Source organism: Zavarzinella sp., assembly GCA_041399155.1.
Lineage (GTDB): Bacteria > Planctomycetota > Planctomycetia > Gemmatales > Gemmataceae > JAWKTI01.
This window is the reverse complement of record JAWKTI010000001.1, coordinates 2,408,632-2,423,928: the sequence shown is the minus strand read 5'-3', so window position 1 is coordinate 2,423,928 and position 15,297 is coordinate 2,408,632. Positions and strand designations below refer to the sequence as shown.

Sequence of the window (15,297 nt, the reverse complement as noted above, 5' to 3'; positions counted from 1 at the left end):
GAGGAAGATCAATTGTTAAGTAACAGATCGAATGTGGAAGCCCAGCAACCTGGGCTACTGCGACGCTTAGATGCAGCAAAATTTTGCGGTATCTCACCAAGCAGTTGGGACAGGTTGACCGCCTCGGGTGGCAATCCAAAGCCAATCAGGATCCGTGGTGTCCTTGTATGGAATGTCCGCGAACTGGTTGCATGGCAGGATGCTCACTGCCCTGATCGGGAAACGTGGTCTGCAATGTGGGAAGTGATTGTTAAAAAGGGTAAACAGTAAAAAACCCAGCACGCCTGCCAGCGTAACTGGGTAAAAACACGACTCAAAATCTCTCGAAAGAAAATGAGGTATCTAATGAACATTGTATCATCGAATTTGCATGGGTCAAGATTAATTGACGCTGCGATCACTTACGCGAAGTTGGGGTATCGGGTATTCCCACTACTAAAGGGTAAAAAGACCCCTGCCACCAGGATAGGTTATAAAGCCGCCACAAGTGCTGAGAAACAAATCAGAACGTGGTGGCTGAAGTGTCCCGATTTTAATATCGGGATTGCCACGGAAGGTCTGGTTGTCATCGACCTGGATGGAACTGACAACTTATGGCTGAAGCAACCATGGCCGAAAGCGAGTCCAAAGGCATCAACACCTCGCGGTGGAAAGCACTACTATTTTCAAGATCCAGAAGGAAAGTGGCGTAGCTCTGCCGGGAAACTTGCGTTGAATGTCGATGTCCGAAGCTCCGGAGGGTATATTGTCGCAGCACCTTCGGTAGTGGATGATAAAACATACAAGTGGGATCGTCCACTTTGCAGCACAACCGAATTGCCAACAGTACCAACATGGCTGCGCGTCTGCTTTGAACAGTTTGACGAGAAAGTGAAGCAGAAGATACCAAAGCCGGATCATACTCGTTCTGGGGATGATTTCAGCGCCCATGCCACCTGGGAGGAAACCGGGTTGTTCGAGGCAGGTTGGACGTGGTATCGTCAGATAGACACAGAAATTGGGCACCTTTCCAGGCCAGGCAAATCGGGTTGTATTTCTGCTACGGTCGGAATAATCCAAAATCAATTTGGCGTACCGCTTTTCTTCACATTCACTCCCAACGGTGGTTTACCAGCAAATGAAGCAATGAGCAAATTTGCGGTCTATACACACCTGAAGCATGCGGGCGACTTTGAAGAAGCTGCAAAAGAACTTGCAGAAATGGGATACGGCAAAGCAGCTGATCCAACTGCCATACGAAAACCTGCAATGACAAGTTTTGCTAATATGGAATCCCGTGAAATTGAATATCTCTGGCACGGTCGCATTCCACTTGGAAAACTGACTGTGATTGCGGGTCGCCCGAAAGCGGGCAAATCGTTCCTGACATGTGATATTGCTGCAAGAGTTTCGACAGGAAGTATCTGGCCTGATGGTGCTCCATGCCAGCAAGGCGAGGTAATTTTCATGACTGCCGAAGATGATCCCGAAGATACGATCAGGCCACGACTGGAAAGTTCTGGAGCTGATCTGAGTCGAATTCATCTCCTTCATGGAATCAACAGTTTCGATGGAACGGAAGAGAAAGAGGCGATGATTCTTCTTGATGATGTTGAAGCGATTGATGAGGCAATCAAAAATACGACAGATTGCAAACTGGTGATCATCGACCCGGTGGGTAGTTTTTTGGGCCGGAAAGTGGATGCACATCGGGACAACGAAGTGAGATCGATTCTGGCACCGATTGCCAAGATTGCCAGAGACAACAACGTTGCCATCGTGCTGGTCTGCCATGTGAGGAAATCTGCTGGAAACTATGCCGATGGTCAGATTCTGGGGTCAGTTGCATTTACTGGTATCCCACGCAGTATCTACCACCTCGATCGCAGTGAAGAAGACAGTACTCTTTGCAGGTTTTTACCAGGTGGTACAAATGTTGGGCCACCAATGCCCGGTTTGGGTTTCAGGATCACTGGCGACCCAGCCCGGATTGAGTGGGAACCAGAACCGTTGGATATGACTGCCGATGATGCAATGGCGGAAGCTGCTGCAAACAACAGGCCAGGGCCAAAATCAGACATACTGGATTCAGCAATTACCTGGTTAAGGTCCAGACTGCAATGTGGTGCTGTTCATTCCAAGATTCTGTTTGATGAATGGATCAATGGGGAAGGTGGGGCAAAAGCTACATTGCAGCGCGCGAAGGAAGCGCTCAGTATTGTTTCTCGCAGATGCGGGAGTGCCTGGATATGGCAGTTGCCAGTCGAGACAGAAGAGTAAGTTTTCTGACAAAGGTGAATATCTTGAGCATCTTGAGTACCTTGACCAGGGTACAATTGTTTGAATGTCGGCCAGTTTGGCAAAACCCAACTGGCTTGACCATATTGACTGAATTTAATTACATGTTAACTTGAATCCAATCGGTACTCGCTGAATGCTTGGAGCAAGATACCGGTTGGTGAATGGAGATAAAAGATGGCAACTGTGTTTAAGGTGACGACGACACGTAAGCAGGCGGATGGAACGCAGAAACAAGTTTTCTCAAAGAAGTGGTATGGACAATATCGCGATGCATTGGGTCAAAAGAAACGCGTGCCACTGAGTACCAACAAGACCGCAGCCCAGCATATGCTGGAAAAATTGTTGAGGAAATTGAAAAAGAAAAAGCAGGTATTGGCAACCCACGTACCGCCAAATTTCAGCGGATGCCATTATCGGAGCACCTGGAAGCCTGGCGGGAATCGTTGCAGGCGAAGGGTTCTGAGGCGGAATACATCAAGCTCAAAACAAGCCGCGTTACAGCGATCTTGGCAGGTTGTCATTTCCATCTCACCAGAGATCTGAATGGAGAAGATTTGGAAAAGTTCCTATATGATTTGCGAACAAGAAAAGGCAAAAGCACCCAGACTGCAAAACACTACCTGCAAGCAATGAAGCAGTTTGTGATTTGGATGATGGAACATGATCGCATCGACCGTAACCCGTTCAAGACGGTTAAGCCTGGAAATGTTGCCATGGATGCAGAACGTCGGGGTGAATTTCACATCGATGAAATTACTCGCCTACTTGCTGCAACTGCAACTGCTCCAGCCTTTCGTGGTCTGTCTGGCATCGATCGTTCGATGCTGTACCGCGTCGCACTGGGAACCGGATTCCGTGCGTCGGAATTGGCGGTTCTGAAACCAAAATCATTTGATCTGACAGCCGATCCACCGGTGGTACACCTTCAGGCAAGTGACAGCAAAAACCGCCAACAAGTGGTACAGCCACTTCCTGTAGATTTGGCAATTGATCTACAAGTTTTTCTGGCATCCAAACCGCACGGAAAAGTAATCTGGGCAGGTACCTGGAAAGAAAAGGCTGCAACGATGATTCGGCGGGATATGGCCCTCGTGGGCATTCCTGTGGAAACTACCTCTCCCGAAGGTGAAGAGGTGCGGGACTTTCACGCACTTCGGAACACCTATATCAGTAACCTGATCCGCAGTGGGGCAGATCCGAAACAGGTAATGACCCTTGCACGGCATTCGGACCCAAAATTGACAATGAAAAGGTACGCCCGAACCAAGTTGACCGACCTTGGAACCATGGTGAACAGTCTGCCGAATAACAAAAGTGTTGCACCCAGTGTTGCACCTCTTTCTGACAAAACATGCCAAAGTGAGCAAATTGCTGACAAAATGGACGAATCGTTGATCGTTGATGCAACGGGTCTGGAAAATGAAAAAAGCCCTGAAAAAATGATGTCTGGTGATGTCAGCGAATTGGTGGTGAGAAATGACGAAAAGCACGCCCGGCTGGAGTCGAACCAGCAACCTACGGTTCCGAAGACCGTTGCTCTGTCCAGTTGAGCTACGGGCGCGTGTAATTAATTTATATCAACTGAGCCACGAATCGCATAGTAGGTTCGCTCGGAAGACATAAAGCCTACTGGATATCTTGTAGAATTTCTCACGTGCGTGCTGCACGCGTAAATCGTTGGATAATCTCTCCAGTCGATCGATCTTTTAATATATAACGGATTATATATGTAGTTGCAGCAGGGATCTGGAAGAAGACCACCTTGTAGTTCTCAGCGTTTCGCCTCGCAATATTTACAATCGAGTGTTCTTGCAATAGAATCCGTCGTTCAGGCAAAAACAATTGGATTGTCAATACAGGATCCAAAGTTGAAGTGGTCAGAGTGCCAGTGATTTCTAGTTTTGCCATTATTTCTCCAAAAGTGCTTGTTTTTTCATTTTTTAAGGTTGAATCAAGGTGACTTCAATTGGTGGTGTACCTGTCAAAATGTTGATGTTGGACACCGAGGTTGAATTGTTAAACGCAGCAGAGTTGCTTGCTATGATCATATGCGGGTTGTTTCCTGCAACTAAAGTGTAATTTGTGCCGGCAATGAAATCGATTGTCCAGTAGCCACTGGCCGGGTTAGTTGTCAAATAATCCTGCCCTACGTTTATTACAACATTGGTACCATCTTTATCCAAAATTCTCAGGTAAACTGTAGCAACACTTGATCCCGAAGTGCCTGCCACCTGAAAACTTCCTCCGGGGCTTTCATTCTGGCTAGGGACCAGGATTTCAATTTCATCGTTTGCGAGTGTCAACGCCAATCCAATCGCTCCGCCGTTGCTCATTTGATGCCTCACTTGCTGATTTTTGGAGTAACAACCACATTTCGGAATGCCACGGTGGCATTCGATGAATAGATACCGAAAGACCCGCGTGGGTTCCAGGCGGGATAATGTACTTTACCACCATCCTTCAAAGTGAAGTGGTTCTGGCCAAGATCGCCTTTCACTTCCATATTTTCAGGTGGGATATGAACTTTCGCCGTGATCCCTTTGGTTTTTTCGAATTCCACTTCGATACCGCTGGGAGATACTTCGAGTTTCATTTTCCGCCAGCCATATCTGACATCTGCGGGAAAAAAAAGTCCCATGGGTGGGTTCGGGCTCAGGTTAATCAGCCGATGCTGCCAATCACCCCGCTGGAAGGCAACATAGCGTTGTATGCGAACGGAATGTTTTGCAGCGACAGCGGGCATTTGTTGTTCAATAGTTTCCAGAAAATCGCTCCACTTGAGGGCCACGAAACTGATACACGGCGTGCCATCATCTGCACGGATACGTACCAGATTAAGGTAAATGCCAACATAGCTGCCCGGATCGACTACCTTCTGATGGTGGGCAATTTCCAGTTCAATGGTGTATTCATCGCACTGTGGATCGTCCAAGAGAGACAGCAGTGAAAGTGTCTGTGTTTGAAAACTGGCGGATCGGTCGCCTCTGGTTGATTCCATCAGTACCGTATCGCCCAATTCCCAAAGAAAGTATTTTGGAAATCCTGTTTCTCCCACTAACAGGGTGGGCTTCTCATTTCTGAGAGAACGATGAATTGAAGTAATTGGTTCTAATTCCCGCCGGATAATCATGGCAGCCAGCAGTACGGTGGGGATCAGTACTGCTACCGCAGTTAACTTCCAACGCCGACGCAGCCATCGAAAAGTTCGTTCCGAAAAGCTGAGCGGACTGGCAATGGTCGATTTTCCAGCTTGCCAATTCAGTAGATCATCACGAAATTGAGCAGCAGATATATATCGATCATCGATATTCAGGGAGCAGGCTTTGGTGACAATTGCTGCCAGTCGAGCGGGAATTTCAGGTTTTGAAGCTCGAACATCGGGTAAGGGTTCCTTTTTCAGCTTTTCCAGGGTGTCGGCTTTGTTCATCCCTTCGTAGGGCACCCGACCGCTTAACATCTGGTGCAGCACGACGCCCGCAGAAAAAATATCGGATGCAGGAGTGAGGGTTTCTTCCAGGCGGGCCTGTTCCGGTGACATGTACTTCGGCGTGCCGATTAATTGGCCCGATAGAGTGGGTGAGTTGGGGTCGTCTGGTAGTTTTGCGATGCCAAAATCTGTCAGTTTAATTTGCTGCAAATCAGTAGTGAGGAGGATATTGGAAGGTTTGACATCGCGATGCAGAATCCCCTGTTCGTGGGCAACTTGCAAGGCTTCCAAAACGGAAGCCATAATGGTGATAATCTCTGATAGGGAGAGGTCTTTCAGGTCCAATAGTCTGGATAGCGTAACCCCTTCGATGTATTCCATCGTCATGAAGGGGATACTCGCTTCCAGTTGAAAATCTATGACCTGAACTATTTTATCGCTCTGTAACTTTGAAATTGCGTGGGCTTCTCGTTGAAAACGGGCGATGTCTTCCTGGTAATAACTGCGAAAAATACATTTGATGGCCACCATGCGGCCCACAGACAATTGCAAGGCCCGGTAAACCCGCCCCATACCACCTTCACCCAGAACTTCCAGCACGCGGTAGCCGGGAAAAGTGGGTGCATCTTTCAATTCCTGCTCGTTTTCCTCATTAAACTTTAATAAATACTTGTTTTTCGGCAGCTGGGATTGCTGGCTCTCAACAAGAGTTATTGTGTTTAATGTTTGATCGACAGTATTCAGAGAAGATGTGTCAGAATTGGTTTCCTGTGGAATGGCGGTCAGTGGTGCACCACAGTCCGGACATTGTTGCCCAGGCTGTTCCACTGCTGTGGAATAAACGCATTTTTGACAAAACCATTTACTCATATTGGGCACACAGGAAACTTATGTTCATCATGACAAATTCGTCCGAAAGATGCAAGAGAAAATCCGATTTTTGTGCTTACAGAGAAAAATGTGGCAGAGCTTTCATCTCATTGTGGAGAAAGTGAAGAATTGATTAAGGCTTCCCAGCTAAACTCATCGTGGGAGAGTTGGGGTATTCTTTGCGCAGACTTTCAATGACTTGCAAATAATCAGCAGGGATTGCTTCAAATCGATCCAGTTTGATCGTACCCATCAACCGTTTGCATTTGGAATCTTCGTGGGCGGTCAAAAGGCCCTTCTGACATTGTGTTACTTGCTGGTCTGGCATACCGCCAGTTTTGTACGCGATTACCGTGGATGGAAAGACCTTCGATTGCAGCAGCACCTTCAAATTCTGAGCGGGACCTGGGTACAATTTCTGAAAATAGCTCCAGGAGGCACCATCAGTGAAAGTGATATCTGCTTCACCATCTATCACCAGATGAATCGCATCGTGGGCGGTTTTTGTGTTTTTGAGATGGGTAAAACTGCTGCCCACGAGTTGATTGGTGCGTTGTTTGTCCAGATAAAGCAGTACGTGGTCTCGAGTAGTGTCGGCGATTACCAGTTTCTGGCCTTTGCATTCACCCAGATCTTTGGCGGGGTGGTCGTAACGCACTAATCCAAACGCCTGGATTTCGCGTGGCTTTGGCACGCAAATCACCAATGGCATCAATTTGGGAAATTTATCTTTGGCCCAGGCGAACTCATGTGCCTGAAATACCCCCAGCTGATACTTTCCACTATCCAGATGCTTTGCGATGGTCAGGGCATCATCAACTAATTCCGCATCACCGGGGTAGCCAGTGCGGGATTGAATCAGCTGATCGAAAGGCTGGGTGGCGAATGACAGCAAAGGTTTAGGAATGTCTTTGAAAACGGAAGCAGGTATCCCCACATTGACCCGTTCTGCACATACCACTGTGCCTGGTGCCACCAACAATAAACATGAAAATACTATGAGAGAACGCATGACAATCCTTTGATCTGCGTGGAATGCGGCCACCAGCACCGTAAATTTTTTCTAATTGTGGGCGATTGTCGCAAGACATTTTGTCTTATCGGCCTGGGAAGTTGATGCTTACCCCGCCGGAAGTTACCCGTTCCAGGTTTGCCAAGGCAATTATCTGTTCGAAAAGTGCTTCGTTGTAGGAAGCAAATGCCTTGGTGGCTGCAATTTCATTGGTCAGCAGATCTTCTTTAGTCAGCGTACCACCAGCTGCTTCCCGTTGCCGGGAAATCATTTCTTTGGCGGCTTTACTGGCATCTTTGAAGAGTGCGACTTTCTTATTGGCATCTTCCCACCGTGTAAAGGCGACATCAGTTTCCAGAATAATCAGATTTTTTGCCTGGTCTGCCACAGCCTGTGCCCGATCGGCATAAAACTTGGCAGTATTGGTTCTGGTTTCTCGACTGCCAATTAAGCGGTCGGGCATTTCCGGATTAAAGCCACCTGGTTTGTATTCTGGATCGCGCGTTGTCAGCGGGACGGAACGGGCATGAATGTCCCCGGCGTTCGCATACGTGGTCATGTAAATACTGAGTCTTCGCGACCACTGGGCACAGATTTCCAGCCGACTCACATCCGCACCGATGCGACTGAGGACAATTTCTCCACGCCGATTGAGTGCGTGGCCAAGAATGACCTCTTTGGTCAGGTCCGCTTCCACTGCTGGAAGCAATTCATCTGCTGCATCAACAGCAATTTCGTTGCCGTAGCCCATTGCTTCGCGAAGTAGTGCCTGAGATTTCTTCACCCCTGTAACCGCATCGAAATATTTGCCTTTGGCTTCGGAAATAATGATCACCAGTTTGTCTTCCGTATCTTTGGTAATACCGCGGATACCACCATTCTTACTGTTGACAATTTTGCGAACCTGTTCCAGGTAAACTTCCAGTTGTTCCACCAGGTCGGCGGCAACTTTTGCCTGTTGCTTGGCGTAAACCACGGTGTAGTAAGAACGAATCACTCCGAAAGTTACTTCGAATTCTGCCTGCCGTAATTCTGCCTGAGCAGCCAGCAGTGCCATTTCACTTTGGGTTTTGCGATATTTCATATCAGGTAGCAGGAAGGCCCCGCGGGAGGCAGATTCTTCCAGCCCGTAGTGCTTTGTCAGTGCAGCATTATAGCTGGCATTCATTGCCCTGATTTGTGGGTGTCGGCTGACCCCGACGCGAATCGCATCCGCAAGAGCAAAACGTTCCACCCCACGTGGGACTTCGACAGCCGGTGGAACACCTGGAATTGTTGGAACCACGGGAGGTGGTTCAACAACTGGTGCTGGCAATTGGCCATAAGCAACTGAACAGTAAGCACTTACGATCAATAAGCACCCAATTTTCTTGATCGAACTGTACTTATCCATTGTGTCAGTCTCCACGCACCGCATTCAGTCCCACGTGGGGTAAATCCCACAAACTTCTCTATCGGCAACTACTACCCCAATCAGCCAACTTGCCAGCTTTTCCCAATGAAAAAGTAGTTTGGAATCTACCGAAACCGCCCATCGTAGCAGTTAAACGGATCAGGCAAACTTTGAGGGCTAGGTAAACTAGTCACCATTCCAGCAGAAACGGTTCACCATAAAACAACATGGTAATAGAACAATGAGCGGCACCATGTTAGAAGAGTTTAGCCCCGCTGTGGAGCGGGCAATGGAATTAGCAAAAGCGGCATCTGTAGACGGAATTATCCAGAACCATCACTTGCTGTTGCAACTCCTGGCAGATGATGAAGGGCGAGCTGCAGAAGTAATTCGCGAACATGGTGGGCAACTTCCGCAGATCAACTCTGCAATGCTTGCACTGTCTTCTTCTGACGATTTCAAGATTTCTAAAGTGCTTTCAGAGGTGAAACTGCTCTTTCCTGAGCGTATTGAAGAAAACTTAACCACCGAATTGTTGCTGATTGGAACCCTGGCTACCAGTAGAATATTGCAACAATTGTTTAATGATAATAGTGTCGATGTCAGTAGAATGCTGCATATTTCTGGGCCCGAACCAATCATCATTTCAGAAGATCTCAATGTGTTGCCCACGGCAGAAGAGTCATCGTTGTGGCGGATTATTGACGTATCAACTAATCGGGTGCGCGAAGGTTTGCGCGTGATTGAAGATTACGCACGTTTTGTGCAGAATCATTCCCGAATTTCATCAGAATTGAAAGAAATCCGCCACCAGTTTTCGCAGGCTGTGAATCACTTCCCATTGTCGATGGTGCTGCAAACCCGCGATACCCTGGGCGATGTGGGAACCAGTATTTCTGTACCAACGGAAATGGTGCGAGCTTCACTTTATGAAAACTCTCTCATTAACTGCAAGCGAGTGCAGGAGGCTCTTCGTAGCCTGGAAGAATACTCCAAAATGGTAGACCCACATCTAAGTAGAGAGTTTGAGCGGATTCGATATCGTGTATATACGTTGGAAAAGTGGATTTTTGTCGCACAGGATGCCCAAAGCAGATTGGAAAATGCCTATTTGTATACGTTAATCACAGGCTCATTGTGTTTGGCTGCAATTGATTGGACGATCAAGCACGCTGCCGCAGGTGGTTGCCAAATTTTTCAACTTCGTGAGAAAAATCTCACCGATCAGCAATTGCTCGCACGTGCGAAACAGGTGAGAAAATGGACGCACGAGGCTGGGGCGTTAATGATCATGAATGATCGGCCTGATATCGCGTTACTGTGCGGTGCGGATGGAGTTCATTTAGGGCAGGATGACCTGTCCGTTGCTGATGCCCGTAAGATATTGGGGCCGAGGGCAATTATCGGCATCAGCACCCACAATCCGGAACAGTTAGAACATGCACTGGCTGCTGGCGCAACCTATGTTGGGGCGGGGCCCATTTTTCAAAGCACCACGAAAACTTTCGAAGAATTCGCCGGTTTGGAATACTTGAAATATGCCTGCCAGCGGTCTTCGGTACCAGTTTTTGCAATTGGTGGGATAAATGCAGCAAATGTGGCCCAGGTTCGAGAAGTGGGTGCCCAGCGTGTTGCAGTAAGTTCGGCAATTATTGCTGCCGACGACCCCCACTTGGCCGCAGCTACAATCTACCAACAACTTGTCTGAATCAGCGTAAGTAGTTACACATCAAGCTCTTCAGTAGAAACCTTGTCCGCATTACTCATAATTTCCACATAGCGGTGGGCAGGGTCTTTGCCTAGCAGATGGTCGAAGGTTTCATCGGCTTTCAACGGATTGTCAATTTCCATCCGCAACAGGGTTCTGGTCCGTCGATCAAGAGTAGTTTCCTTGAGCACTTTGGAATCCATTTCGCCCAGCCCTTTAAATCGGGTTACTTCGTAGCGTGCATTGGCTCGCAGACCAGCAATGATTTCTTCTTTGTGGTTGTCGTCGCGTGCCCAGAAGGTTTCTTTGCCCACATCAATGCGGTAGAGTGGGGGTTGACCGATGTACACATGGCCTTTTCTTAATAAATCGGTCATATGTCGGAAGAAAAAGTCCAACAAGAGTGTAGAAATGTGATGGCCGTCGGCATCAGCATCCATCAGCAGGATGATTTTTCCGTAGCGCAGCCCACGGATGTCAAATTATCCCCGGCACCAGTGCCAATAGCAGTAACCAGATCTTTTAACTCGTTATTCTGTAAGACTTTAGCTGTTGCCAGTCCTTCAGAATTCAGAATCTTGCCCCGCAAAGGTAAGACCGCCTGCGTGCGGTTATCCCGCCCTTGTTTTGCTGACCCACCTGCGGAATCACCTTCCACGATAAACAATTCGCTTTCATCCAGCCCAGTGGATTTACAATCGGCCAGTTTGCCAGGTAGATTCAAACGGCGGGAACCGATCGTTTTCCGTTTGACTTCACTGGCTGCTTCCCGCGATGCCTCCCGGGCTTTTGCTGCCAGAATAATTCGGCCAACAATCTGGTCTGCTGCGGTGGAATTGTTATTCAGCCATGTTTCCATGGCGGGGCGCAGGGCATTTTCCACCACGGAAGTCATTTCGGGATTATTCAACCGTTCTTTTGTTTGTCCCTGAAACATGGGACTGCGAACGAACACAGACAGCACGCCGATAACACCTTCACGGATGTCATCTGCGGTGATGGTCAATCCCTTTACTTTGACCTGGTGGGTCTCCATATAGTTGCGGATTGCCTTCACCATCGCCGCTTTGAAGCCATTTTCGTGGGTGCCACCATCGGGCGTGCGGATCCCATTCACGTACGAACGAATCACTTCTTCCGTAGATTCTGTCCATTGAATCGCCGCTTCAATTTTTTCTGTGCCCGGCCTGCTGTAATTGAAGGCGGCATCGCTGACCACTGGTTTCTGGCCTTCTTTCACTAATCTCGTCAGAAAGTCCGGCAGTCCGCCAGGGTGGCTCAGGTCGTGGGTTTCGCCAGTAATATCATTCTTGAAAATAATTTTCAGGCCGGAATGAATGTACGACATATCCTCCAGGTGAGACTGGATTTCATCCGGGTTGAACCGCGTGGTGCGGAAAATGGTTTCATCTGGCTCAAAATAAATGATCGTTCCATGACCACGGAAAGGCGCCAATTTCTCGATCGGACCTTTGGGAATGCCTTTGGAAAATTTCATTTGCCACTCAAAACCATCCCGCCGCACGGTAGCAATCAGTTTGCGGGAAAGTGCATTGACGACGGAAGCACCCACGCCGTGCAGACCACCGGAGTGAAAATAGCCACTGCCATCCGCACCGAATTTGCCTCCCGCGTGCAGCACGGTGAGCACCAGTTCCAGGCCACTTTTTTTGTGCTTGGGGTGGATATCAACAGGAATCCCACGTCCGTTGTCCGCAACGGTAATGGCATCACCCGATTTGTGCAGGGTAACAGTCACGGTGTCGGCATGACCGTTCAGGTACTCATCGACTGAATTGTCGACTATTTCCCACACCAGGTGGTGCAAACCTTTTGCATCGGTGCTGCCAATATACATCGAGGGACGCACCCGAACAGGTTCCAGACCTTCGAGTACCTGAATCGATTCTTTGGCGGTGTACCGCGATTTTTCTTCGACTTCTGCCATAATTTTGAGTTATTTTCTGAATTAATCGAAAAGATCTGGTTGTGCTTTGCCATTTTTGGATGCGGTGGGCTTGGGTTTCGGATCCGATTCCAGCTCGTCCCAATTCACCAGTTGAATCGGTGGGGGAACAATCCCATCAATTCCTGCTTTTTTCACCACATGTTCCCCTTTGCGGTGGCGCGTACCAATCGGGACGTCTCTGGGTGCAAGTTCCCGTGTGGTTCCCCCACCCGTACGGATCGTGGGCATCGTGCCACGTCCGGTAACTAACGCTGCACCCACGCAACGGTCGCGTTCCAGTTTGATCCCACCAACGCCTTTGCCAGCGTTTTGGGTCAGCGGCACTTCAGACAGTTCAAAATGCACGGCATAACCTTTTTCACTAGCAAGCAGAATACTTTCCGTACCTTGAACGATGCCACAGAAAATTGCTTTTGCCGGATCAGTAAGGCGAATGTACCTGCGGCCATTTTTGGTGGAAAGCTTGCGGAATTCTGTGAATGGGATCTGCAGAATGTTGCCATCGCTGGTAACTGCGACCAGTTTTAATCCATCTGCTCCCGTTTCATCACCAGAATCCGGCATAAACCGTGGGTCGGTAGTTTCCATGGCGATAATGCGAACATTATCACCCAATTTAATGAATTTACTGATCGGTTCGCCATAGCCGGAACTGGCAGGGATTTCATTCACCCGAATCGTGTAGGAAGTGCCATCTTCCGCAAAGAATATGACGTTGTCCAGCGTGCTGGCAGGCACCACGGCAATCACTTCATCGCCTTCCCGCACGCGGGTGCCTTCAACGGAAGCAAGTCTGCCCACCCGTTTTACCCAACCATCGCGGGTCAGAATGACGTTGGTGTTTTCCTTAACAATGTAGGCTTCAGCGTTGAATTCGAGCACATCCTCATCGCCCGCCATCCGCGATTTTCGTCGTTCGCCAAACTTTTCTGCAATTGCCCCCAGCTCATCGCCAATAATTTTCCAGAGCTTTTTCTCAGACTTGAGAATGTTTTCAATCCTGTTGGCCTCTTTGGTCTTTTCTGCCAGTTCTTCCAGGATTTTGTTGATTTCCATCTGGGCGATTTTGTAGATCTGTGCTTCCAGCACGGCGTTGGCCTGTTCCAGGTCCAGCCCGAAATTTTTAATGAGTTTCTCAGCGGCATCTGCTTTCCCACTGGATCGGCGGATCAACCGCAGGGCTTCATCCAGCACATCAAACACAATCCGGAAACCTTCGAGAATATGGATCCGTTTTCGTAATTGTTCCAGTTCGAATTCAAACCGCCGCCGCACGGTTTGCATGCGGAATTTAAGGAACTGCGACAAAATTTCTTTCAACCCACATTTTTGTGGGCGAACTGTCCCATCTTCGTTTGGGATCAGACAGGTCATGTTGAATGAAAAATTCGCCTGCAGCGCAGTATGGCGAAACAGATAGGCCATCACCAGGTTGGGATCAGTGCCAGGTTTCAAATCGATGGTGATCCGCAAGCCGTCTTTTTCGTTGGTTTCGTTGGTCAGGCCAAGCGCCCCAGGCAGCTTTCTTGCCTCAATAATGGTGCCGATATCGTTTTCGATCTTGCTTTTATCGGTGCCATAAGGGATTGAGGTAATCGCAATCTGGGGTGTTTTGCCATCAGCACCTTCTAGTTTCCATTCAGCCTGAACTTTAATGCTGCCATCGCCATCTTCATAAATCTTTCGAAGGGTGGATCGATCTGCCAGAATTTTCCCACCAAGAGGGAAATCGGGCCCTTTGATCGAATTCATCAACATCGAGGTGGTGGCTTCCGGGTCTTCGATCAGTGTCAGGCAGGCGTTGATTACTTCCCGCAGATTGTGGGGTGGGATGTTCGTTGCCATCCCCACAGCAATGCCGGAAACACCATTGACCAGCAGGTTCGGGTACTCAGCAGGCAGCACCACCGGTTCGGTTGATTCACTGTTGTAGGTGGGGCGGTGGTCAACGGTATTCTGGCGAATTTCCCGCAGCAACAAATCGGCAATCGCGGACAATTTGGCTTCGGTATAGCGGTATGCAGCAGCAGAATCACCATCAACGGAACCGAAATTACCTTGCCCCGCAACCAGTGGCACCCGCATGACCCATGGCTGAGCCATCCGCACCAGGGCATCGTAGATTGCACTATCTCCGTGGGGGTGGTATTTCCCCATCACATCGCCCACAATACGAGCACATTTAGCCGGTCTGCCATCAAAATACAAACGTAAATCGTTGTACATTGTGTAGAGAATGCGACGTTGCACGGGCTTCAAACCATCGCGGACATCGGGTAATGCACGCGCGGTAATCACTGAAACGGCATAACGCAGATAACGTTCGTGCGTTTCGCGTGCGATAGAAACCGTTTGAATTGTTTCCGCCATAAACCCCAGTCAACTCCTGTCTGTCGCAGTAAGCCTTTCACATTGGTGGGCAATTATTGTTAACAAGATTACATGTTATCAGGCAATTGGGCAATTGTTCATGATAATATGTGCAGTTTTGACTTTGAAAAGAGCATCCACTGAACGATTGTTCAAAAATTCTGGGAATTCATTCAATAACTTCTTGGCAAAATGGCGAAAGTAAGGTAATAATGAACAAGTCCTTTTCGGTGCGTGGATTATCCACAGCGACAAGTTGCCTGGGCAC

Annotated in this window: 11 protein-coding genes and 1 tRNA gene; 4 read left to right on the top strand and 8 right to left on the bottom strand. The window is 48.6% G+C overall.

Annotated features, from left to right (window positions below; translation table 11 throughout):
* Positions 1 to 12 precede the first annotated feature (12 nt).
* The 3 genes from R3B84_09975 (at position 13) to R3B84_09965 (ending at position 3,159) form a co-directional block, all read left to right on the top strand.
* A complete protein-coding gene (locus R3B84_09975; protein ID MEZ6140886.1) occupies positions 13 to 270 on the top strand; it encodes a hypothetical protein in 258 nt (85 codons plus the stop codon).
* A 75-nt stretch (positions 271 to 345) separates the two neighbouring features.
* Positions 346 to 2,259: an AAA family ATPase gene (locus R3B84_09970; GenBank protein ID MEZ6140885.1), complete on the top strand. Its 1,914-nt coding sequence runs from the start codon at positions 346 to 348 to the stop codon at positions 2,257 to 2,259.
* A 681-nt stretch (positions 2,260 to 2,940) separates the two neighbouring features.
* The gene (locus R3B84_09965) at positions 2,941 to 3,159 is read left to right on the top strand and encodes a hypothetical protein (protein ID MEZ6140884.1); all 219 of its coding nucleotides are present in this window, start codon (positions 2,941 to 2,943) and stop codon (positions 3,157 to 3,159) included.
* 608 nt (positions 3,160 to 3,767) lie between these two features.
* Here R3B84_09965 and R3B84_09960 read toward each other — a convergent pair.
* The 5 genes from R3B84_09960 to R3B84_09940 all read right to left on the bottom strand — a co-directional run bounded on the left by R3B84_09960 (position 3,768) and on the right by R3B84_09940 (position 8,982).
* A tRNA-Arg gene (locus R3B84_09960) sits at positions 3,768 to 3,841 on the bottom strand.
* A 379-nt stretch (positions 3,842 to 4,220) separates the two neighbouring features.
* Complete coding sequence (locus R3B84_09955) at positions 4,221 to 4,613, bottom strand: hypothetical protein (GenBank protein ID MEZ6140883.1); 393 nt, start codon at positions 4,611 to 4,613, stop codon at positions 4,221 to 4,223.
* Positions 4,614 to 4,621: 8 nt separating this feature from the next.
* The gene (locus R3B84_09950; GenBank protein ID MEZ6140882.1) at positions 4,622 to 6,577 is read right to left on the bottom strand and encodes a serine/threonine-protein kinase; all 1,956 of its coding nucleotides are present in this window, start codon (positions 6,575 to 6,577) and stop codon (positions 4,622 to 4,624) included.
* Positions 6,578 to 6,710: 133 nt separating this feature from the next.
* A complete protein-coding gene (locus R3B84_09945) occupies positions 6,711 to 7,589 on the bottom strand; it encodes a PhnD/SsuA/transferrin family substrate-binding protein (GenBank protein ID MEZ6140881.1) in 879 nt (292 codons plus the stop codon).
* Between the two features lie 85 nt (positions 7,590 to 7,674).
* On the bottom strand, positions 7,675 to 8,982 hold the full coding sequence (locus R3B84_09940; protein ID MEZ6140880.1) for a TolC family protein: 1,308 nt from the start codon (positions 8,980 to 8,982) through the stop codon (positions 7,675 to 7,677).
* 253 nt (positions 8,983 to 9,235) lie between these two features.
* Here R3B84_09940 and R3B84_09935 point away from each other — a divergent pair, with 253 nt between their 5' ends.
* Complete coding sequence (locus R3B84_09935) at positions 9,236 to 10,690, top strand: thiamine phosphate synthase (GenBank protein ID MEZ6140879.1); 1,455 nt, start codon at positions 9,236 to 9,238, stop codon at positions 10,688 to 10,690.
* Positions 10,691 to 10,704: 14 nt separating this feature from the next.
* Here the strand turns inward: R3B84_09935 and R3B84_09930 are convergent, their stop codons facing one another.
* The 3 genes from R3B84_09930 to R3B84_09920 form a co-directional block, all read right to left on the bottom strand.
* Positions 10,705 to 11,067: a hypothetical protein gene (locus R3B84_09930; protein MEZ6140878.1), complete on the bottom strand. Its 363-nt coding sequence runs from the start codon at positions 11,065 to 11,067 to the stop codon at positions 10,705 to 10,707.
* A 62-nt stretch (positions 11,068 to 11,129) separates the two neighbouring features.
* Complete coding sequence (locus R3B84_09925; GenBank protein ID MEZ6140877.1) at positions 11,130 to 12,638, bottom strand: ATP-binding protein; 1,509 nt, start codon at positions 12,636 to 12,638, stop codon at positions 11,130 to 11,132.
* A gap of 21 nt (positions 12,639 to 12,659) precedes the next feature.
* Positions 12,660 to 15,029 (bottom strand): DNA topoisomerase IV subunit A, encoded by a 2,370-nt coding sequence (locus tag R3B84_09920; GenBank protein ID MEZ6140876.1) that lies wholly within the window; start codon positions 15,027 to 15,029, stop codon positions 12,660 to 12,662.
* Between the last annotated feature and the right edge of the window lie 268 nt (positions 15,030 to 15,297).